The organism is Rheinheimera pacifica, assembly GCF_900108485.1.
GTDB classification, from domain to species: Bacteria; Pseudomonadota; Gammaproteobacteria; order Enterobacterales; family Alteromonadaceae; genus Alishewanella; species Alishewanella pacifica.
In genome coordinates this window covers 252,639-272,311 of record NZ_FNXF01000003.1, presented here as the reverse complement: position 1 = coordinate 272,311, position 19,673 = coordinate 252,639, and the positions used below count along the sequence as shown (strand labels likewise).

Sequence of the window (19,673 nt, the reverse complement as noted above, 5' to 3'; positions counted from 1 at the left end):
ATGATTACCGCTTTGCTGGTTTAAAGCGTTACATTGCCTGCTTTGGCTCGGCTGACTATACTGTAATACATTGTAGTTAGTCAGGGGTATTGCCATGAGTGTTACCACGGTACGCTTGCAAGCTGAAGTAGAGCAACAGCTGGAGGCCATTGCTAGCAAGCTGCAGCGCAGCAAAGGTTGGGTTATTAACGAAGCGCTGGCGCAATATATTGCCAAACAGCACAGCGAGCAGGCTCGCTGGCAGCAAACGCTGGCTGCAATGGCGTCGGCAGCCGACGGTAAAGTAGTCGATGCAGTTGAGGTGCACAGCTGGCTGGATAGCTGGGGTACAGAGCACGAGCAGGACGCACCGGATCTAACCAGGTGAAACTGGTTTACACCATTGAAGCAGTGGAAGATTTAAAGCGGCTGCGACAGTTTATTGTAGAGCATAACCCTGCTGCAGCGCGCCGGATTGCCGCTGAGCTGGTGGCAAAAATTAAGCTGTTAGCCGATTTTCCCGCCATAGGCGTACCGGTTGCTATAGCACCGGTGCCGGAGTCTTTGCGTGATATGGTGTTTGGTCATTATGTGGTGCGCTATTCAGTGCATAGCAACGCCATTATCATTTTACGGCTATGGCACAGTCTGGAAAATGAGCGATAGCAATAAGCCACATTCGGCCCATCTTCTTTAACCTCCACTATGCAGTTGTTGCCGGGCAATGGCAGTAATTTGCTGGCGCAACTGCGCCATTAACGGGCTTTCGCTTTGCCAGTAATGCCAGTACAGCGGGGTATCCAGATGATAATCCGGCGTTAAATCAACCAGCTGCTTATTTTCCAGATAAGGCTGCATTTGTAATTCCGGCAGTAAGCCAAAACCCAGCCCGGCCAGGGCGGCGCGTAAAAAACCTTCTGACGACGGGCATAAATGCGTTTTTTGCGGCGGCTTACCGCATATATGCTGCAGGTACTGATGCTGCAGTTGATCATCCTGATTAAACACCAGGCAAGGTGCCTGCGGCAGTTGTGTCAGCAGATCCTGCTGTAACTTGTAGCGGCGGATAAAGTCCGGGCTGGCCACAGCGCGGTAACGCAGGGCTCCCAATGCCTGCACCTTAGCACCATTTACCGGCTGGCTGCTGGCACACAGACACGCCATCACATCGCCCTGTTTCATCCGTTTTAAACCAACCGACTGATCCTCCACTACAAAATCAAAACACAGCTGCGGGTGATCCGGCAATACCAGTGCCTGTGGCAGCCAGGTCGCCAGCGAGTCGGCATTGACCGCCAGTCTTAGCGTCGTCACGCTGGTGGCGTCCAGTCCCAGCGTGGCTTCCATTTGCCGTACCTGCTGTAAGTGATTTAGCAGCCGTTGCCCGGCGGGCGTGGCCACCGGCGGGGCAGTGCGCAGCAATACCGGCTGGCCGGCAAGGGCTTCAAGCTGCTTAATACGGTGGCTAACCGCCGATTGCGTCAGGCACAGTAGTTTTGCTGCGCGTTCAAAGCCACCTTGTTCTACCACGGCAGACAGGGCCTGTAATAAGCGGTAATCAATCATTAATTCAATTCATCTATATGTAAAATAATTTGTTGGATTAATAGTAGTGTGAAAGGGTATGTTCTGCAGCAGATTTTTCTGCACAGGGTAAACAGCATGACGTTTTTACTGGGGTTTGGTGTGGGTTTAAGTTTAATTGTCGCGATTGGCGCGCAAAATATCTGGGTATTAAGCCAAAGCATGGCGGGGGCGAACCGGCTGGTGATTGCTGCCGTCTGTATACTTTGCGACTGCCTGCTGATTGTGCTGGGCGTATTTGCCGTACAGCAAATGCAGCAATGGGTACCGCCATTGGTGCCGCTGCTTACCTGGTTGGGGGTGGCCTTATTATTGTGGCTGGCATGGCAAGCGGCCCGCCGCTCCTGGGCTGGCGGTAAAGGCTTACAAACCGATAATACTACTCAGGTGATGAGTAACAGCAAAACGGCGCTAACGGCACTGGCCATTACCTTATTAAACCCGCATGTGTATCTGGATACGGTGTTTTTAATTGGCGGTGTGGCGAATCAGCAAACAACACCACTGTGGTTTATGGCCGGCGCTTGTATCGCCTCGTTAGTGTGGTTTTCCTCATTGACGGCAATGGCGCCCAGTCTGAAAACCTGGCTAAACTCAGCCCGCCGTTGGCAGTTGTTTGATGGTGGCATTGCCCTGTTGCTGAGTGGTATCGCGCTTAACCTGGCGCTGCAGTGATGGAATGTTGGTTGCGTACAGTATCCGGTTAAATTACGCTATGCTTTACCTTAATTGAAACATTATCCAGCCGGGGTTGTGGCTTATATCGTTCAGATCCGGGCAAGAAAGTTGGAGAGCAAGATGTCTGATGTGAAAGTAAAGATAACTGAGATTGTTCAATCCCAACCGGATGATGCCAGTTATGAAGAGATTTTGCGCGAGTTAGCATTTGAACATATGGTTTAGCGCGGCCTGAAAGATGTCCGGGAGGGGCAGGTAGTCTCCAATATGGTTATGGAACAACAAATACGTTCATGGTCGAAATAAACTGGACTTCAGAAGCGCAGCACTGGATGCGCGATATTTACGACTATATTGCAGCTGATAATCCGCTTGCTGCACTGAAAGTGGTAACAGATATTTTTGCCAAGTCACAAATTCTCCGCCAGTTCCCTCAGATTGGCTATTTCTATCGTAAAGAAGCAGAAGGTTAGATCCGTATCCTGTTTTATGGCCACGACCGCATAGTGCCGCATAGCGTATTTAGCTCGCCCAACTCAAATCGACATACTCGGCGTTTTTCACGGTGCTTTGGATATTGAACGCTATTTTCCAGACTAGGCATAGTGCGTTTATCTTAAAGCCGGCAAACTAACGCCGACCTGCCAATGTTAGCTGCACCAAGGTTTCTGCCGGGTGGGGGGCCTGAATTAAAGCCGCTGATGCTTACCTGTAACTGATTACTGACCGAGCTGTCGCTAAGCGGCTTTAGGCATAGTTGCAAGTTCGGGTTGCAGTAGCTGCTGCAGCTGACCCTGGCTGTGAATACAACCGTGTTGCATCAGGTTGTGTTACCCTTAATACAACACAGTAATTACAGGAGAGCTTATGGAAGCCAATCATGTTGAAGTGCGTCACCTTACCCGTGAGGATATGACGGAGCTGCGTGAAGCATCCGAGCAGGTTTATCAGGCTGGCCCCTTACTAAGCTGGACAGAGCCGGTAGTAGATACACTGCTGACTAAATTCCCTGATGGCCAGCTTTGTGTGTGTGTCGACGGCAAAGTTGTCGGCTGTGCTTTTTCACTTATTATCGATTACAGCAAATTTAGTGATGAGCACACCTACGAGCAGATTGTTACCGGCTATTCTTTTAAAAATCATGATCCTAATGGCGATGTGTTGTACGGCATAGAGGTATTTATTCACCCCGATTATCGTGGTTTGCGCCTGGCACGCCGTTTATACGATGCCCGTAAAGAGCTGTGCGAAAACCTGAATTTACGCGCCATTATGGCAGGCGGGCGCATGCCGAACTATAACCAGCACGCAGATACGCTAAGCGCCAAACAATATATTGAGAAGGTTAAAGGTAAAGAAGTACACGACCCGGTGTTAAGTTTTCAGCTGGCCAATGGCTTTCACGTGCGCAAGTTACTGAAAGGCTATTTGCGCGGCGATGTCGAATCACAGGAATATGCCACCTTGCTGGAGTGGGCCAATATTTACTACACCAAATCAGTAAAACTGATTAATGCGCCCAAAGCGGAAGTGCGGCTAGGCTTGGTGCAGTGGCAAATGCGCAGCATGGCCGGCATTGAGCAGTTATTTGAACAGATGGAGTTTTTTGTTGATGCGGTGTCGGATTACAAAAGCGATTTTATTCTGTTTCCCGAGCTGTTTGCTGCGCCGTTAATGGCGCATTACAACCATTTAAGCGTAACCGAAAGTATCCGCCAGTTGGCGAAATATACTGAAGCCATCCGCGATAAATTTGTTGAGTTCGCTATTGCTTACAACATCAACATTATTACCGGCAGCATGCCGTATCTGGTGGATGGCAAGTTGTATAACAGTGGCTTTTTATGTCGCCGCGACGGCACCTGGGAGCAGTACGACAAAGTGCATGTTACCCCGGCAGAAAAGCGTAACTGGGCGATGACCGGCGGCAATAAGGTTGAGGTATTTGATACCGACTGCGGCAAAATCGGCATTATGATTTGCTACGATGTGGAATTTCCGGAATATGCCCGCTTGTTATCCGATCAGGGCATGAACATTTTGTTTGTGCCGTTTTTAACCGATACGCAAAACGGTTATACCCGGGTACGCCACTGTGCTATGGCGCGTGCTATTGAAAACGAATGTTATGTCGCCATTGCCGGTGCCGTAGGTAACCTGGCGCGGGTAAATAATATGGATATTCAATACGCGCAGTCGGCATTGTTTACCCCGTCAGACTTTGCGTTTCCTACCACCGGTATTAAAGCTGAAGCTACACCTAATTCAGAAATGCTGTTGATAGTAGATGTAAATATCGACTTACTCAAAGAGCTGCACAGCCATGGCAGTGTGCATACGATGAAAGACCGGCGTCATGATGTATACCAGCTATCGCTGGTAAAGCCATTACAGAAATAACGTTATCTGCCGGTTAGGTATTGAGGTAAGCGGTTATAAACCAAAACGTCAGGCTGAGCTCATGGGGTGTTCTTCACAGACGCCCCCGGCACTCCCATGCGGATGATGCGGGAAAAGTCGTGCTTATCATGGGTATCACTGTCTTTGGCGCGGGCATTTATGTAACCCAGCTCCTGTAATTGCGTATAGCTATACTGGGGCACCAGTGCGCCTAAATCGTAAGCATATTCGGCAAAGTGGCCTGATAACACCAGACGGTAGTCCAGCGGGATCCCCGGTGCTATGTGGCGGGCTAAATCAAACACTATCGTTGTGCAGTTGCTGGTTAAGGTATTGTAGAAGTCGGGTGTGGTGCGCAGTGCCTCAGCGGTCTGTAAATAGCCCAGAAACAGCGTGCGCAGTTGCTCCGGTGGAATGGCCAGACTATACAGATAGACGTCCTCACCGCGTGCATTACTACGGGTGCGGATAAGGTCCCGTTCGTCTGCGGCGATGAGCACTTGCTCAAATTGGCGAAAAAAGCCACCGATGGCCGAAAAAGACTCATGGCGTTCTTTACGTATCTCCAGCGAAAATACAAGTTGCTGGCCATCGGCAAAACCGAATGAAACCAGCGTATGCGCAATATGCGGACCCATCCAGTAGGAGAGAACCAAATCGGCAGAAACCAGCTGGTTTAAGTCGTAACTGCGGGTTTCCCAGTTAGGTGTGTAATCAGTTTCAGTACGCCATTCGAAATTACGTACATTGTGCAGCGTAACCTGATCGCCCTGTATTTCGGGTTGCAGCAAATAAGCAACATCATCAGCCCAATCCCGGTTGTGCGAAGGAGCAATGTTGTGCCACCAGAGCAGTAACAGCGCCGCCGACAGCATATAAGCGCCAAGTAAACTGCGGCGGTAGCGTGCTTGATAACGCCATAAAAGAGTAAAAGCAGAAATCGCACCCAGCAGGCTCCATACGGCCAGTACTACCACACCCAGAGCGCTAAACTGCTGGGGTTGCTGAAACCATAATGCCAGGCAACCCCAGGCTGTCGCCACGAGTATTAATAACCCCGTTACTGTTTGTTTCCACTGCATACATTGTCTCCGTCGGCCAGCTATCATGTTAACCATCGCGGGTGTAACGGGCAACGAATTGTTATTGCCGGTTCGGTTACTGGCGTTGACGGCTTAAAGCTGGCTTGAACTTGGTTTGAATCAAAGAAGTTAGTCATAAAGTGGCGTAGAGTGATGTTGTAGCTTATGCAGCAAACATGGCTTTATTGCAATTACAGGCCAGTTTAAATAACAAGTTCTAAGGTAAAACAGATGATGACTGGAATACAAACAAAAGTACTGCTGGCCGCAGGGGCCTTTAGTGTTGCTCTGGTGTTGTATTACCTGAATTTTACAGGCGATGAAACAGAGAATTTGCTGAAAAGTAATGGCCGCATTGAAGCCACTGAAATTGCTGTTGCCAGCAAAACTGCGGGTCGAATTAAAGAGCTGTTGGTGGATGAAGGGGATTTTGTTGAAGCTGGCCAGTTGGTTGCCACAGTAGAATCTGACTCTCTGGTGGCACAGTGGCATCAGGCTGAGGCCCAATTGCGTCAGGCGCAAAGTGCCACCGTGACGGCAGAAAGTCAGTTATTGCAACGCAAAAGTGAAAAGGCCGCGCTAGAAGCGTTATTAATCCAGCGTAATGCTGAGCTGGTCGCAGCCAGAAGCCGAGCCAACCGTACCGGTACTCTGGCTGAAACAGGTTCTGTGTCTAAGCAGTTAGCCGAAGATAACGATACTTTAGTCACCAGTGCCAAAACTGCCGTCAGTTCGGCCAAAGCTCAGATCGACGCTGCTGTGGCCGGTATTGCTTCGGCCCAAGCGCAAATTAATTCAGCGGCGTCTGCAGTGGATGCCGCCCGCGCTACTGTAGCGCGGGTGCAGTCCGAGTTGACCGACAATCAACTAAAAGCGCCGCGATCGGGCCGTATTCAATACCGCATAGCCCAGACCGGCGAAATTGTTGCTGCAGGTGGCAAAGTGTTAAGCCTTATTGATGTTACAGATGTACATATGACCTTCTTTCTGCCTTCAGCTTTAGCAGGCCGGATTGAAGTGGGCAGTGAAGTACGGGTGGTGTTGGATGCAGTGCCGAGTGTGTCTATACCGGCAGAAGTGTCTTATGTAGCTGATGTGGCGCAATTCACGCCCAAAACTGTAGAAACTGCCAGTGAACGTGAAAAGCTGATGTTCAGAGTTAAAGCTAGAATTAACCCTGAACTGCTGCTCAAGCATAAAACTAAAGTGAAAACCGGTTTGCCGGGCGTAGCTTATCTGCGCCTGGATAGCAGCCAACCCTGGCCAGACTTTTTACCGGAGCTGGTGCAGTGACTTGCGAGCTTGTAGCAAAAGAGCCAGCAACAGTGGCACGGTTACAACAGGTGCAACTTAGCTACGGTAAAACCAAAGCGCTGGATGGTATTTCTTTGGCAATTCCTGCCGGTGTGATGGTGGGGTTAATCGGGCCTGATGGGGTGGGTAAGTCCAGCTTATTGTCTTTATTGTCCGGGGCCCGTGTTATTCAGCAAGGCACAGTGCAGGTGCTGAGCGGTGATATGGCCAGTAGTAGCCACCGCGATGCAGTGTGCGCCGATATTGCTTATATGCCCCAGGGGTTAGGTAAAAACCTTTATCTGACCTTGTCGGTGGAAGAAAACCTGCAGTTTTTCGCCCATTTATTTGGCCATAAAACTGCAGAGCGGCGTCGCCGTATTGACGAGCTAACCAAAGCCACAGGCTTGTATAAATTTTTGCAGCGGCCAGCCGGTAAGTTATCCGGTGGTATGAAGCAAAAACTGGGCTTATGCTGCGCTTTAATTCACGATCCTAAACTTTTGATCCTCGACGAACCGACCACGGGTGTTGACCCGCTGGCGCGTAGTCAGTTCTGGCAATTAATACAAAAGATACGCCAAAACTCGCCGCAAATGAGCGTGATAGTTGCCACGGCCTATATGGACGAAGCTGAACATTTTGACTGGCTGATAGCGATGAATGCAGGCAAGGTTTTAGCCAGTGGTAGTCCGGCCGAATTACATCAACAGACCAAAACCCAGGCTCTGGAAGCGGCTTTTATTCAGTTGCTACCAGAATCGGCCAAACAAGGTTACCAGGCTGTTGTAGTGCCACCTTTGGTGGATGGCGACAATAGCATAGCCATCGAGGCCGCTGGCTTAAGCATGGTGTTTGGTGATTTTAAAGCGGTAGATAACGTCAGTTTTCAGATTAAAAAAGGCGAGATTTTTGGTTTTCTCGGCTCCAATGGTTGTGGCAAATCTACCACTATGAAAATGCTGACCGGCTTGCTGCCCGCTACGGCAGGCCGGGCTTTGTTATTTGGCCAGACGTTAAACCCGGACGATATTTCCACCCGCAAAAGAGTGGGTTATATGTCGCAGGCCTTTTCGTTGTACTCTGAACTGACAGTGCAGCAAAACCTTGAACTGCACGCCCGGTTATTTCATGTGCCAGCAGAGCAGATTAACGCTCGTGTCGCTGAAATGGCCCAACGTTTTGGTTTACAGCAGGTGTCCGGCTTATTGCCGGATAATTTGCCGCTTGGCATGCGACAGCGTTTATCACTGGCTGTGGCTATGGTGCATCAGCCTGAGCTGCTTATTCTGGATGAGCCGACTTCTGGGGTGGACCCTATAGCCCGCGACAACTTCTGGCAGCTGATGATTGACCTGGCCAGGCAGGACCAGGTGACTATTTTTATCTCTACCCACTTTATGAATGAAGCCGAACGTTGTGATCGTATCTCGTTGATGCATGCAGGCAAAGTGCTGGTCAGTGATACTCCGGCGCAAATTGTTGCCAATCAGCAGGCAGATAATCTGGAGCAGGCTTTTATTCGTTATCTCGAGCTGGCTGGTGCCAGAGATAACAGTACGGAGGGCGAGATTCATTTAGCCTCGGCAAAAACCGCAGAGCCGGTTAAAAAAGGTTTTAGCTGGCAGCGACTCTGGAGCTTTACCCAGCGGGAAAGCCTGGAGCTGCGGCGCGACCCTATCCGCTCTGCGTTGGCACTGCTGGGCAGCCTGGTACTGATGTTGTTTATTGGTTACGGCATTACCATGGATGTAGAAGATCTCACCTTTGCCGTCCTGGATCAGGACCAGTCAATCTTAAGCCAGAACTACGTGCTGAACTTATCCGGTTCCCGTTACTTTATAGAAAAACCGCCCTTAAAGAGCCAGCACGAGATTGACCAGCGTATGCGCAGTGGTGACATCAGCCTTGCGATAGAAATTCCGCATGGTTTTGGCCGGGATTTATCGCGTGGACAGCAGGTGTCTGTTGCTGCCTGGGTGGATGGGTCTATGCCAAACCGTGCTGAAACTATCAAAGGTTATGTACAGGGCATGCACTTGCACTGGCTCAGAATACAGGCGGCTGAAACCCTGGGCACCGATGCCAGTAAGCTTAGTTCAGCTGTAGAAACGCGTTTTCGTTATAACCCTGATGTAAAAAGTCTGGTTGCGATGGTGCCCGCTGTGATCCCTTTGCTGTTGCTGATGATCCCCGCTGTATTAACTGCCTTGTCAGTAGTGCGGGAAAAAGAACTGGGCTCCATTATTAATTTGTATGTTACTCCCGTTAGCCGGCTGGAGTTTTTACTGGGTAAACAGCTGCCTTATATAGCTTTGGCTTTTATTAACTTTTTACTGATGTTAGTTACTGCTATCACCTTGTTTAACGTGCCGTTGACTGGCAGTTTTTGGGCTTTAAGTTTAAGTGCTTTGGTGTTTGTGTTGTTTTCCACCGGCTTTGGTTTATTTGCTTCTACTTTTACCAAAAGTCAGATTGCGGCCATTTTAGTGTCAGTACTTGGCACCATTATTCCCGCAGTACAGTTTGCCGGCATGATTACGCCGGTGTCAGCTTTGGAAGGGGCGGGCCGCGTTATTGGTGAAATTCATCCAGCCAGCTTTTTTCTGACCATCAGCAGGGGCGTGTTCAGTAAAGCTTTGCAGCTGTCTGATATTTACCCGGCTTTGCTGCACATGGCATTAGCAGTACCTGTAATTATTTTGGCTTCAGCGCTGTTGCTGAAAAAACAGGAGCGTTAAGCATGCAGCATAAACTGGCGAATGTGTATCGGTTGGGTGTAAAAGAGCTCTGGAGCCTGTGGCGCGACCCTATGATGTTGCTGCTGATTTTATATTCCTTTAGCGCCAGCATTTATATAGCAGGCACTTCTATGCCTGAAACTTTACATAAAGCACCGATAGCTGTGGTGGATGAAGATCAATCCGGCTTATCCAGCCGCATCATCTCCGCTTTTTATCTGCCTTATTTTATGCCACCCCAGCTGATTAATTTGTCGGACGTGGATGCGGCTTTGGATGCCGGAGTCTACAGTTTTGTGCTGAATATTCCGCCCGCTTTTGAGCAGGATACCCTGGCAGGGCGCTCGCCCAAAGTACAGCTGAGTGTCGATGCTACGCGCATCAGCCAGGCTTTTAGTGGCAGTGGTTATATAGAGCAAATTGTCAGCAGCGAAATCAGTGAGTTCAGCCAAAGGCAACGTTTGAATACCAGTTTGCCGGTGGATTTAGTGCTTAGAGCCAGCTTTAACCCCAACTTAACCGCCAGTTGGTTTGGTTCCTTAATGGAAGTTGTCAACGGTGTCACCATGATTTCCATTATCCTGACGGGGGCGGCTCTTATCCGTGAACGTGAACATGGCACTATCGAACATTTACTGGTGATGCCGGTTACGCCAGGGGAGATTATGTTATCGAAAATTCTGTCTATGGGGCTGGTGGTGCTGGTGGCTACAGCGTTTTCTTTAATGGTAATGATTAAAATTGTGCTGGCTGTGCCGGTGGAAGGTTCTGTGTTGCTGTTTTTGTTCTGCACAGCTTTGCAGCTGTTTGCCACTACCTCTATGGGCATTTTTTTGGCGACAGTTGCACGCTCTATGCCGCAATTTGGTTTACTGCTTATTCTGGTGTTATTACCGCTGCAATTGTTATCCGGCGGTATGACACCCAGAGAAAGTATGCCCGACCTTATTCAAACTATTATGCTGGCCGCGCCTAATACGCACTTTGTATCAGCTTCTCAGGCTATTTTGTACCGTGGGGCGGGGCTGAGTGTGGTTTGGCCGCAGATGCTGGCTCTGCTGCTGATTGGTACTCTGCTGTTTAGTTTTTCACTGCAACGGTTCAGAAAATCATTAAGTGCTATGTAGCAGTATAATTATGGGGTGGATAGTGCCTGCCTTATTGTTTGTCAGCGGTGTGAATGCCAGTTGCTTTGTCTCTGTTGAGGGGAGTATTCAGCATCTTTTCAACTAAATAATCAACAAATACCCGTATTCTGGCCGGGGTATTTTTACCACCAATAAACACCGCATGAATGGCTTCACGGTCTTGCGGGTTGTATTCTTCCAGCAAAGGCACCAGTTGGCCACTTGCCAGCGCTTGCTGTACATGAAAACTGCCGACACGGGTAATGCCCATACCTTGCAGCGCCAGTTCAACCAGAGTTTCGCCATTGTTTGCAATAACATTACCGGTTACGGCTAACATAAAATCCTGGCCATTTTCACGAAACGGCCAACCTGGCTCTAAGCGGCGAAAACTGAAGTCTAAGCAATTATGCTGGGCTAAATCAGCCGGTATTTGCGGTATGCCTGCGCTTGCCAGATATTCAGGTGAAGCCACCACAACTCTGCCGGTTTCGCCAAGACGCCGGGCATGCAGGCCGGTATCTGCCAGATGACCAAAGCGGATAGCAACATCGACATGGCCTGCACTGACATCGCGGATTTGATCTGACACATCTATTTCAAGGGTGATGTCAGGGTAGCGCAGCAGAAATTCTTTCATTAACGGCACTATTGTCAGACGGCTGTGTGCTGTTGCAGTACTGACTTTAATATTGCCACTTGGGCTGCCGCGGTTGGCGAGCATTGTTTCTGTATCGTCTAAATCTTTCAGGATCCGCCGGGCGGCAAGCGCATAAGATTCACCTTCGCTGGTCAAGCGCAAACGGCGGGTACTACGGACAATTAGCCTGACACCCAGGCGTTTTTCCAGCCGGGTCATAATGCGGCTGACTGCGGAAGGGGTAAGCTCCAGTTCCCGGGCAGCTGCACTTAAACTACCGGTACATGCCACGGATAAAAAGGTTTCCATTTCAGCTGTTCTGTCGGTTTTTCCGTGACTCATTTGTGACTCCAACGCAAAACTGAATATATCCAGTGCTACTTTTTCAGCAGTTTGCCATTGGTTATATTCTCTTGCATCACAAATTAACGAGAGTTTATATGAAAATCAATATTCCTTTGCTTGCACTGGCGCTTGGCGCTTTTGGCATTGGTGTGACGGAATTTTCCCCAATGGGTATGTTACCTGTTATTGCCAATGATTTAGCCGTTTCTATTCCTACCGCCGGCATGTTAATCAGTGCCTATGCTTTTGGTGTGCTGGTTGGCGCGCCTTTTATGACCTTAGTGTTTGCCAATATGGGCCGGCGCAACTTGCTACTGTTGTCGATGGCAATTTTCACAATAGGTAATCTGGTATCGGCAATGGCCGACAGTTACAACGTGTTATTGCTGGGGCGTATTATTACCTCGTTTAATCACGGCGCTTTTTTTGGTGTGGGCGCTATTGTCGCTATGAGTGTGGTACCACCAGAAAAACGTGCAGGCGCAGTGGCTGCAATGTTTTCCGGGCTGACTATTGCCACCATAGGCGGCGTGCCGTTGGCGGCTTATATTGGTGAAGTGATTGGCTGGCGGCCGGCTTTTTTTGCCATGGCAGTGATTGGTGTCATTACTATGATTGCACTGCGAATGTCATTACCGCCTCTTGTTAATGAGCGCAAGGCGAATGTGCGGGATGAACTGCGGGTACTCACTAAAGGGCCGGTGCTTGTCGCACTGTTATTAACTGTTGTCAGCTCAAGTGCCATGTTCACCGTGTTTACCTACATAGTGCCAATTTTGCAGGATGAAACTCAGGCTTCGACTGTTTTTGTTACTGCGATGCTGGTTTTGTACGGTGTCGGGCTGTCGTTTGGTAATTATCTTGGCGGCCGCTTCGCCGATCGCTCGCTGGATTTAACCCTGGTGTTTTCTTTAATCGCCGTAGCGCTGCTATTAGTGGTTTTTGCTGTAACCCTATCATCGAAGATGATTGTTGCGCCGTTAATCTTTTTATGGGGCATAGCCAGTTTTGCTCTGGTGCCGCCATTACAGTCTTTAGTAGTACAAGAGGCGAAAGAGGCACCCAGTTTAGCCTCGGCTATGAATATAGGCGCGTTTAATCTGGGTAATGCCTTAGGTGCAATGCTTGGCGCTGTGATGATCAATACCGGCTTTAGCTTGAGCTCGGTGCCTTTGGCGGGTGCCGGGACTGCTATTGTGGGGCTTATCATGGTGTTACTGTTCAGGCGTGGTCGCCTGCAGCGGGTACAGCACTTACCGTTACGGCAGTAAAAGCCAGCCCGGATAATCATGCAATAACTTAAGACTTTTATGCTATCGCTATCGGTTCTCCCTGAGCCAAATTATGGTCTGAACACAAACATATTCAGAAAGGGGAGTAACCGATATGACAATAGCAAGGCATTTTATTACCACCGCGGCATTGGTTTTGGCTTTGGCGAACAGTGATTTTGCCTTAGCCAAGCCAGAGGCTGAAACAACTGAACGTAATAAACAATTTATTGCGCAGGCATTCCAGCAGTGGACTGCAGGCGGTGGAACATTTTTTCAGGATGTGCTGTCACCCGACGTGGTTTGGACTATCAAGGGAACGAGCCCGGCAGCAGGCACTTACCGGGGCCGCGATGTATTTATTAAGCAGGCAGTAGCGCCATTCGCGGCACGTCTTTCTTCGTTTGTTAAGCCAACAGTGAACGACATCTGGGCAGATGGTAATGACGTTGTTGTTTACTGGGATGGAGCAGGGGTTGCCGCTGACGGGGCGCCTTATAACAACAGTTTTGTCTGGATTTTCCGCATGCAGGATCTACGTGCAACTGAAGTTATTGCCTTTCTCGATTTAACCCAATATGACGCTGTTATTAATCGTATTCCGCTTGATAAACAAGGATATACACAAGGGAGCAATCAACAGCATCCCTAAGTGGGAATATTGTCTGCTAATGTTTGGTAGTGTCTGGTTATTGACGCTTTGGGCTAACCCAACCTTTGGCGCAACGCAATCTTTTGGTCAATCAATCTTTTGATCAATCAATCAATCTTTTGATCAATGTAGTACAGTGCAGTAATGCGATGGTACAGAACACGGAGATAAGTTACAGCAATGAGCAATAGTGATTATGCCGATATTGTTGATCAGGTCTTAGCGCAAATTGGTAAGCATGTGGTGCTGGGCCTACCGCTGGGCCTGGGCAAACCTAACCGCTTGATCAATGCGTTTTACCACAGGGCTTGCCAGGACACTAGTATCCGGCTGGATATCTTCACCGCGCTGTCGCTTAATCCGCCTAAACCCGGCAGTGAACTGGAACAGCGTTTTTTGCAGCCCTTTGTCAAACGTCATTTTGGTGAAGACTATCCGCGGCTGGCCTATGCCGATGCGCTGGCATCACAACAGCTACCGGCCAATATTACCGTTACCGAATTTTATTTTCAGTCGGGAAGCATGCTGGGTAATACAGATGCTCAGCGCAACTATGTGTCCAGCAACTACACCCATGTAGCGCGGGATCTGGCCGACCGCGGGGTGAATCTGATTTTACAACTGGTCGCTCGGCGGGCGGGCGGATCAGGCTGGCAGTACAGTTTGAGCAGCAACCCGGATGTTACGTTGGATCTGGCAGAAGAACTGCGTCATCGTCCTGACAGAAAGTGCCTGATACTGGCACAGGTGCACCCGGACTTGCCGTTTATGGCCGGCGATGCGCTGGTGGGCGAAGATTTTTTTCACCAAATCATCAACGATGATCCGCAGCAACCGCTGTTTGCGCTGCCCCGCAGCCCGGTAACGCCCCAGGATTATTGTGTCGGAATGAACGCCAGTGCGCTGGTGGCCGACGACGGTACGCTGCAAATCGGCATTGGCTCACTCAGTGATGCTCTGGTGTATAGCTTGATCCAGCGCCAGCAAAACAACCATGCCTATCGCGGCTATTTTAACCGGGCCTTACCCGGCCAGGCGCTGATTGATGCTATTGGCGGCTATGACAGCTTTGACGCCGGGCTGTATGGCGCCAGTGAAATGTTTCTCGATGGTTTTATGCATTTGTATCAGGCCGGGATCCTCAAGCGCGAAGTATTCGACGAGGAATACTTGCAGAGCCTGGCCAATGCCGGGCGCATCGGTGAGCAAGCCGGTATTGAAGGCAGTGGCGCTTTGTTAGACGCGGCATTTTTTCTCGGCTCGGATGATTTTTACCGCTGGTTACGCCAATTGACTGAAGCAGAATGGCCCCGTTTCAGGATGAGCTCGGTTGGCCGGATCAACCAGTTATATGGTGGCAACCCGGCACTGGAGAAATTACAGCGGCAAAAAGCCCGCTTTATCAACACCTGTATGATGGTGAGTTTAACCGGCGCGGCCACGTCTGATGGCCTGAAAGACCATCAGCTGGTCTCCGGTGTAGGCGGGCAATACAACTTTGTCGCCATGGCGCATGCCATGCGGGATGGTCGCTCGATCCTGATGCTGCGCAGTACCCGCCAAAGTGGTGGCAAGACCACATCCAGCATTGTCTGGGAATATCCGCACTGCACTATACCGCGCCATCTGCGCGATATTGTGGTGACAGAATACGGTATTGCCGATTTACGTGGCGCAACGGACGAGGAATGCATAAAAGCCCTGATTTGTATCAGTGATAGCCGTTTCCAGCAAAAACTAACAAAGAAGGCGGTGGCCGCCGGCAAACTGGATGCGAGCTGGACTATTCCCTCTGCTGCGTCGGCAAATACCCCTGCAAGCCTTGAGGCCCGTTTAGATGCGCTGCGCTTAACGGGCCATTTACCCCGTTACCCTTTTGGCAGTGATTTTACTGAGCTGGAACAACAGCTGGTGGTGGCGTTGCAGCGCCTGCGGCGACTGAAACAGTCAAAATTACAAGCGCTGGTTGCGCTGTTGCGCGCTGGCCCTGATGCACCTGAAGCATTGTCCCGCATGGGGTTGGCAGAGCCAAGCGGGCCGCGACAATGGATATATGCCCGCCTGTTACGCTGGGCCCTGACATAGATTGGGTAATAAATAACAAAACGCTCCTCAATGAGGGGCGTTTTTTTTGAATTTGTTGCTGTGCCCTGACGGCCTGGAATCACTCCCTCCCATAACAGAAATATCGGGTTGTATTACCAGCGGTTCGCTTTACCGAAATGATATAGCCTTCGCTTGGATGACCAGACTAGAGTGCTTAAAAAAATAACAACAGCAGGGTAGTTGTGCCTGCAAAAAACTAAGTACATCCGGGGAGGATAAGACATGCAAAAGCTTAATACTATAACCATGGCCATCATGATGGCTTTTTCATTACCGCTGGCCGCGCAGGAAACTGCGCCAGCAGCGGAGGATGCAGCAAAACAAGCAGCAAAAAACGATACTGCAATCGAAGTGATTTCGGTTACTGCCACCAAGCGTAAAACCCGGTTGATGGAAACGCCTGTTGCTATATCCGCGTTAAGTGAAGCGCAGCTGCGGCAAAGCGGGGTTAATAACGTAAAAGATATCGCCGATTTAGTGCCGGGTCTGGATATCTCAACGGCGACCGATCAGGCGGCGCCGGTTATTTCTATGCGGGGTGTACGCTCTACCAATATTACCGAGCTGGGTGATCCTGCCGTTGGCGTGCACCTGGACGGCATTTACTCGCCGCGGATGCAGGGTGCGCTGGCATTGATGTACGATGTAGAGCGGGTAGAAGCGCTGCGCGGGCCTCAGGGCACCTTGTTTGGCCGTAACTCTACCGTTGGCAGTATCAATGTTATTTCAGCCAAGCCTGATGTTAGCGGTTTTGCCGGTAACATTAATGCCGAAGCAGGCAGATTTAACAGCAAAAACCTCGGCGGTTTTCTCAATATCCCGCTAAGTGATGAGTTTGCTGTGCGTGTTGCGGCAAAAGGGCTAAAACGCGACTCTTACCTCGAAGGCTACTGGGACCCAAACCAGTATGACACACGCCGCCTTAGCGAAGACGTACTGAACGCGCCGGTGATTTCTGAAGACTCTTACCAGGGCATTGGCTCTACCGTAACACAGCGGGAAAACTGGTGGATAGACGGTGCCGGTACTGACCCGGAGGCACAGCGGGTGCGGGCGCTTACCCCGGCCGGCAAGAAAGACTTTTATAATAATGCCAATGAGCACTCGTTTCGCATCAGCACGCTGTGGCAACCGGCACACGGGCTGTTTAGCAACCATACCGTGTTTCAGCAATATGTGAACAACAGTGCCGGCACGCTGGATTTGGTTAACTGCGACCAGCTGCGCGGCAGGCCTGACGAATATGGCGGCGATTGCTCATCGTTTTTACCCAGCGATAATACCTATCAGGCGGTGGTTAACGTACCGGGTGAGCTGAACCTGGATATTACTTATCTGCGCAATACATTGAACTACAGCCTTAGTGATGAATTAAGCCTGGTATGGCAAGTGGGCTATGAGGACATGGACAGATCATCCGCCCAGGACAGTGAAACCGGCCTTGATCCCTGGGATGGCGCCATCTATTTCCTCAAAGGTACCGGTGCGACATCTTACTCGACAGAAATTCAGCTGCAGTCTGACGAATTTGGCGATCTGGTTTGGATAACCGGCGTGAATTACTTCTATGAAAAAACGACGACATTGGGCTATTACGACAACCCGATGGATGACAAAGCATTTTGGGATCAGCCGGACCGTTCTACCAAAGCTTATGCGCTGTTTGGCCAGGCCACCTACAATATTACCGATGACTTACACGCCACCTTTGGTTACCGTTACAGTCATGAAACCAAGCAGGATAAGGGTGGCCGTACTTATCGCTGCTCGAATGCCGATGGTTGTGCGCCGGGCTGGTTCAATCGTACTGCACTTAACCAGTTGCCGGTAGATTATTTTAACGACCCGGCGCTGTATGCGTCTTTCTTTGCCAATGACAATAAAGGCCAGTGGCGTAATCATGACTTCAGAATTGGCCTGGATTATAACCTGAGCCAGGACACCATGCTGTACAGCTATCTGGCATCAGGCTTTAAAGCTGGTGGTATTGGTGATGTGTTTGAAGTGGTGAACGACAGAACCGGTGAGGTTAACCGCTTTGAAACCCAGTTTGACCCGGAAAAAGTGCTGACGTTAGAGCTGGGTGCTAAATCAAGTTTCCTGAATAATTCACTGAACCTGCAAGCGGCATTTTTCTATACCGACTATACCGATATGCAGTATGCCTCTGTCGGCTCAATTGGTAATGTTGAGCGTTTATCGCCGGTTGAAGACGAAAATGGCGCGCCTATTCTGGATGAAAACGGCATGCCGGTGTTGGATTATCAGAACCAGCCGGTCATTGCCTACTATACGCAAAACGTGCCGGGCTCAACCATTAAGGGTATTGAGTTTGAATTCGACTGGAAGCCATACCAGAATGGCCGTATCACTGGCTATGCTACCTGGACCCACGCCCGTGTGACAAAAGACTGGCTCACTAAGTGGGATTACGATCCTGAATACTTGTTTAATTTGTCCTATGAGGAATCAATCGATCCGGAAAATACCCTGCTGACAGCCAATCTCAAAGGCAATGATCTGGCGATGACGCCCCGGTTTACCGCTAATGTCAGCTATACCCACAGCTTTGATTTAGGCCGTTTTGGCTATGTGCATAGCTGGTTTAATTTAAGCTGGAAAGATAAATCCTACACCACCATCTGGAACCTGGATAAGCATCTGGATGATATGAACTTCGCCGTAAGCGATGAAGCTGCGCACTACATTACCGATAAACGTGACGCCTATACCATGGTTAATGCCTCATTAAAATATGAACCGCAAAGCCAGGCTGGTACGCCGAAGTGTTTGTTAATAATGCCACCGATGAAATGGTGCAGTACTGGAATAACACCAGCAAAGGCTTTAACAAAGGCAGCTTTGGCATGCCACGTTACTACGGTATCAGAGCAGGTTTTAATTTCTAAACTATGTAACTGCTAACCGCGCGCCCAAAGCAGTCTGCTATATGGCTTGGGCGCAATATCTTGTGTACCGACAGGACATCAACTATGAACAGCAAACTTAAGCCCGTCATATTTGTGGCAACCTGGCTTTGCAGCACGGCTACTGTGCAGGCAGAGTACTTTAAAGATGATTTCAGCTGGGGCTTTAACAGCAGTATCTGGTCAGCCAGAAGTGGTAATAACGGCTCGCCTTTTGGTTGTACCTTCACCCCCGGCATGATTTCACCAAGCTCGCATGGTATTACGCTGGCACTAAGCCAGGGCAGTTGCGCAGAGCTGCAAAGCCGCAGCAGTTATCGCTATGGCAAAGTGCAGGGCTCGCTGAGAACCGGCAATACCCCCGGCACCGTGGCGTCTATCTTTACCTATACCTCATGGTGGGATGCGCCCGGCCGGGCCTGGCAGGAAATTGATATTGAATTTCTACCCTCGCTTGGCAATGTGGTGCACACCAACGTGATTTATCAGCCACAAGGCGGCACTTATCAAAGCTGGGAGCTGGATATTGATCTTGGCCAGTATGGGCTGAATATTCAGCAAAATCTGCTGACCATCGGCTTTGACTGGAGTGAAACTCAAATACGCTGGTATGTATTTGATGCGGCGGGTAATGAGCAAACTATCCGGACGGTTTATAAAGATAATGGCGATGGTTATCTGGCCGCTGATGAAATACCGGCCTATGCCTGGCCGGTAGATAATACCAAAATTATGCTTAACCACTGGCACGGTGACAACTCGCAAGACGGCTTTTACTTTCCCGGCCAGTATTTTGGCGGCAACGCCTGGGCCTATTACGACTTCATTGAATATATTCCCCATTAAAC

Annotated in this window: 16 protein-coding genes; 13 read left to right on the top strand and 3 right to left on the bottom strand. The window is 49.8% G+C overall.

Annotation, left to right across the window (positions count from 1 at the left end; translation table 11 throughout):
* Positions 1–94: 94 nt before the first annotated feature.
* Together BLW68_RS05775 and BLW68_RS05770 are read left to right on the top strand one after the other, a co-directional pair.
* Positions 95–367, top strand: a complete 273-nt coding sequence (locus BLW68_RS05775) for a CopG family ribbon-helix-helix protein (RefSeq protein ID WP_092791194.1) — start codon at positions 95–97, stop codon at positions 365–367.
* The gene (locus BLW68_RS05770) at positions 364–645 is read left to right on the top strand and encodes a type II toxin-antitoxin system RelE/ParE family toxin (protein ID WP_092791192.1); all 282 of its coding nucleotides are present in this window, start codon (positions 364–366) and stop codon (positions 643–645) included. The genes BLW68_RS05775 and BLW68_RS05770 overlap by 4 nt, the downstream gene beginning before the upstream one ends.
* Positions 646–672: 27 nt before the next feature.
* Here BLW68_RS05770 and BLW68_RS05765 read toward each other — a convergent pair whose 3' ends face one another.
* A complete protein-coding gene (locus BLW68_RS05765; RefSeq protein ID WP_092791191.1) occupies positions 673–1,545 on the bottom strand; it encodes a LysR family transcriptional regulator ArgP in 873 nt (290 codons plus the stop codon).
* 96 nt (positions 1,546–1,641) lie between these two features.
* Between BLW68_RS05765 and BLW68_RS05760 the strand changes: the two genes are divergently transcribed.
* The 3 genes from BLW68_RS05760 (at position 1,642) to BLW68_RS05745 (ending at position 4,641) form a co-directional block, all read left to right on the top strand.
* Positions 1,642–2,238 (top strand): LysE/ArgO family amino acid transporter, encoded by a 597-nt coding sequence (locus BLW68_RS05760; protein WP_092791189.1) that lies wholly within the window; start codon positions 1,642–1,644, stop codon positions 2,236–2,238.
* Between the two features lie 296 nt (positions 2,239–2,534).
* On the top strand, positions 2,535–2,714 hold the full coding sequence (locus BLW68_RS21240; protein ID WP_218141311.1) for a type II toxin-antitoxin system RelE/ParE family toxin: 180 nt from the start codon (positions 2,535–2,537) through the stop codon (positions 2,712–2,714).
* Positions 2,715–3,108: 394 nt separating this feature from the next.
* Positions 3,109–4,641, top strand: a complete 1,533-nt coding sequence (locus tag BLW68_RS05745) for a bifunctional GNAT family N-acetyltransferase/carbon-nitrogen hydrolase family protein (RefSeq protein WP_092791187.1) — start codon at positions 3,109–3,111, stop codon at positions 4,639–4,641.
* Between the two features lie 59 nt (positions 4,642–4,700).
* Here the strand turns inward: BLW68_RS05745 and BLW68_RS05740 are convergent, their stop codons facing one another.
* Positions 4,701–5,723, bottom strand: a complete 1,023-nt coding sequence (locus BLW68_RS05740) for an Lnb N-terminal periplasmic domain-containing protein (protein WP_092791184.1) — start codon at positions 5,721–5,723, stop codon at positions 4,701–4,703.
* 231 nt (positions 5,724–5,954) lie between these two features.
* On the opposite strand from BLW68_RS05740, the gene BLW68_RS05735 reads away from it, so the two are divergent.
* From BLW68_RS05735 to BLW68_RS05725, 3 genes are read left to right on the top strand one after another with little or no spacing between them, the layout of a single operon-like run.
* Positions 5,955–7,016, top strand: coding sequence for an HlyD family secretion protein (locus BLW68_RS05735; protein WP_092791182.1), 1,062 nt, complete (start codon positions 5,955–5,957; stop codon positions 7,014–7,016).
* The gene (gene rbbA, locus BLW68_RS05730) at positions 7,013–9,757 is read left to right on the top strand and encodes a ribosome-associated ATPase/putative transporter RbbA (protein WP_092791180.1); all 2,745 of its coding nucleotides are present in this window, start codon (positions 7,013–7,015) and stop codon (positions 9,755–9,757) included. The genes BLW68_RS05735 and rbbA overlap by 4 nt, the downstream gene beginning before the upstream one ends.
* Positions 9,758–9,759: 2 nt before the next feature.
* Positions 9,760–10,884 (top strand): ABC transporter permease, encoded by a 1,125-nt coding sequence (locus tag BLW68_RS05725; protein ID WP_092791178.1) that lies wholly within the window; start codon positions 9,760–9,762, stop codon positions 10,882–10,884.
* A gap of 31 nt (positions 10,885–10,915) precedes the next feature.
* On the opposite strand, the gene BLW68_RS05720 is transcribed toward BLW68_RS05725, so the two are convergent.
* A complete protein-coding gene (locus BLW68_RS05720; protein WP_092791176.1) occupies positions 10,916–11,866 on the bottom strand; it encodes a LysR family transcriptional regulator in 951 nt (316 codons plus the stop codon).
* A gap of 98 nt (positions 11,867–11,964) precedes the next feature.
* Here BLW68_RS05720 and BLW68_RS05715 point away from each other — a divergent pair, with 98 nt between their 5' ends.
* From BLW68_RS05715 to BLW68_RS05695, 5 genes are all read left to right on the top strand, one after another.
* Positions 11,965–13,140, top strand: a complete 1,176-nt coding sequence (locus BLW68_RS05715) for an MFS transporter (protein ID WP_092791481.1) — start codon at positions 11,965–11,967, stop codon at positions 13,138–13,140.
* Positions 13,141–13,255: 115 nt separating this feature from the next.
* Positions 13,256–13,792 (top strand): nuclear transport factor 2 family protein, encoded by a 537-nt coding sequence (locus BLW68_RS05710; protein WP_092791174.1) that lies wholly within the window; start codon positions 13,256–13,258, stop codon positions 13,790–13,792.
* Between the two features lie 180 nt (positions 13,793–13,972).
* The gene (locus BLW68_RS05705) at positions 13,973–15,877 is read left to right on the top strand and encodes an acetyl-CoA hydrolase/transferase C-terminal domain-containing protein (protein ID WP_092791172.1); all 1,905 of its coding nucleotides are present in this window, start codon (positions 13,973–13,975) and stop codon (positions 15,875–15,877) included.
* 243 nt (positions 15,878–16,120) lie between these two features.
* The gene (locus BLW68_RS05700) at positions 16,121–18,823 is read left to right on the top strand and encodes a TonB-dependent receptor (RefSeq protein WP_245728278.1); all 2,703 of its coding nucleotides are present in this window, start codon (positions 16,121–16,123) and stop codon (positions 18,821–18,823) included.
* A gap of 68 nt (positions 18,824–18,891) precedes the next feature.
* Entirely contained in the window at positions 18,892–19,671 is a 780-nt protein-coding gene (locus BLW68_RS05695) for a family 16 glycosylhydrolase (protein WP_092791170.1), read from the top strand.
* The last annotated feature ends 2 nt before the right edge of the window (positions 19,672–19,673 follow it).

Excerpts from the sequence above, each read along its gene's own strand:
- BLW68_RS05775 (WP_092791194.1), top strand. The coding sequence starts at position 95 with ATGAGTGTTACCACGGTACGCTTGCAAGCTGAAGTAGAGCAACAGCTG.
- BLW68_RS05765 (WP_092791191.1), bottom strand. The coding sequence starts at position 1,545 with ATGATTGATTACCGCTTATTACAGGCCCTGTCTGCCGTGGTAGAACAA.
- BLW68_RS05760 (WP_092791189.1), top strand. The coding sequence starts at position 1,642 with ATGACGTTTTTACTGGGGTTTGGTGTGGGTTTAAGTTTAATTGTCGCG.
- BLW68_RS21240 (WP_218141311.1), top strand. The coding sequence starts at position 2,535 with ATGGTCGAAATAAACTGGACTTCAGAAGCGCAGCACTGGATGCGCGAT.
- BLW68_RS05745 (WP_092791187.1), top strand. The coding sequence starts at position 3,109 with ATGGAAGCCAATCATGTTGAAGTGCGTCACCTTACCCGTGAGGATATG.
- BLW68_RS05740 (WP_092791184.1), bottom strand. The coding sequence starts at position 5,723 with ATGCAGTGGAAACAAACAGTAACGGGGTTATTAATACTCGTGGCGACA.
- BLW68_RS05735 (WP_092791182.1), top strand. The coding sequence starts at position 5,955 with ATGATGACTGGAATACAAACAAAAGTACTGCTGGCCGCAGGGGCCTTT.
- BLW68_RS05725 (WP_092791178.1), top strand. The coding sequence starts at position 9,760 with ATGCAGCATAAACTGGCGAATGTGTATCGGTTGGGTGTAAAAGAGCTC.
- BLW68_RS05720 (WP_092791176.1), bottom strand. The coding sequence starts at position 11,866 with ATGAGTCACGGAAAAACCGACAGAACAGCTGAAATGGAAACCTTTTTA.
- BLW68_RS05715 (WP_092791481.1), top strand. The coding sequence starts at position 11,965 with ATGAAAATCAATATTCCTTTGCTTGCACTGGCGCTTGGCGCTTTTGGC.
- BLW68_RS05710 (WP_092791174.1), top strand. The coding sequence starts at position 13,256 with ATGACAATAGCAAGGCATTTTATTACCACCGCGGCATTGGTTTTGGCT.
- BLW68_RS05705 (WP_092791172.1), top strand. The coding sequence starts at position 13,973 with ATGAGCAATAGTGATTATGCCGATATTGTTGATCAGGTCTTAGCGCAA.
- BLW68_RS05700 (WP_245728278.1), top strand. The coding sequence starts at position 16,121 with ATGCAAAAGCTTAATACTATAACCATGGCCATCATGATGGCTTTTTCA.
- BLW68_RS05695 (WP_092791170.1), top strand. The coding sequence starts at position 18,892 with ATGAACAGCAAACTTAAGCCCGTCATATTTGTGGCAACCTGGCTTTGC.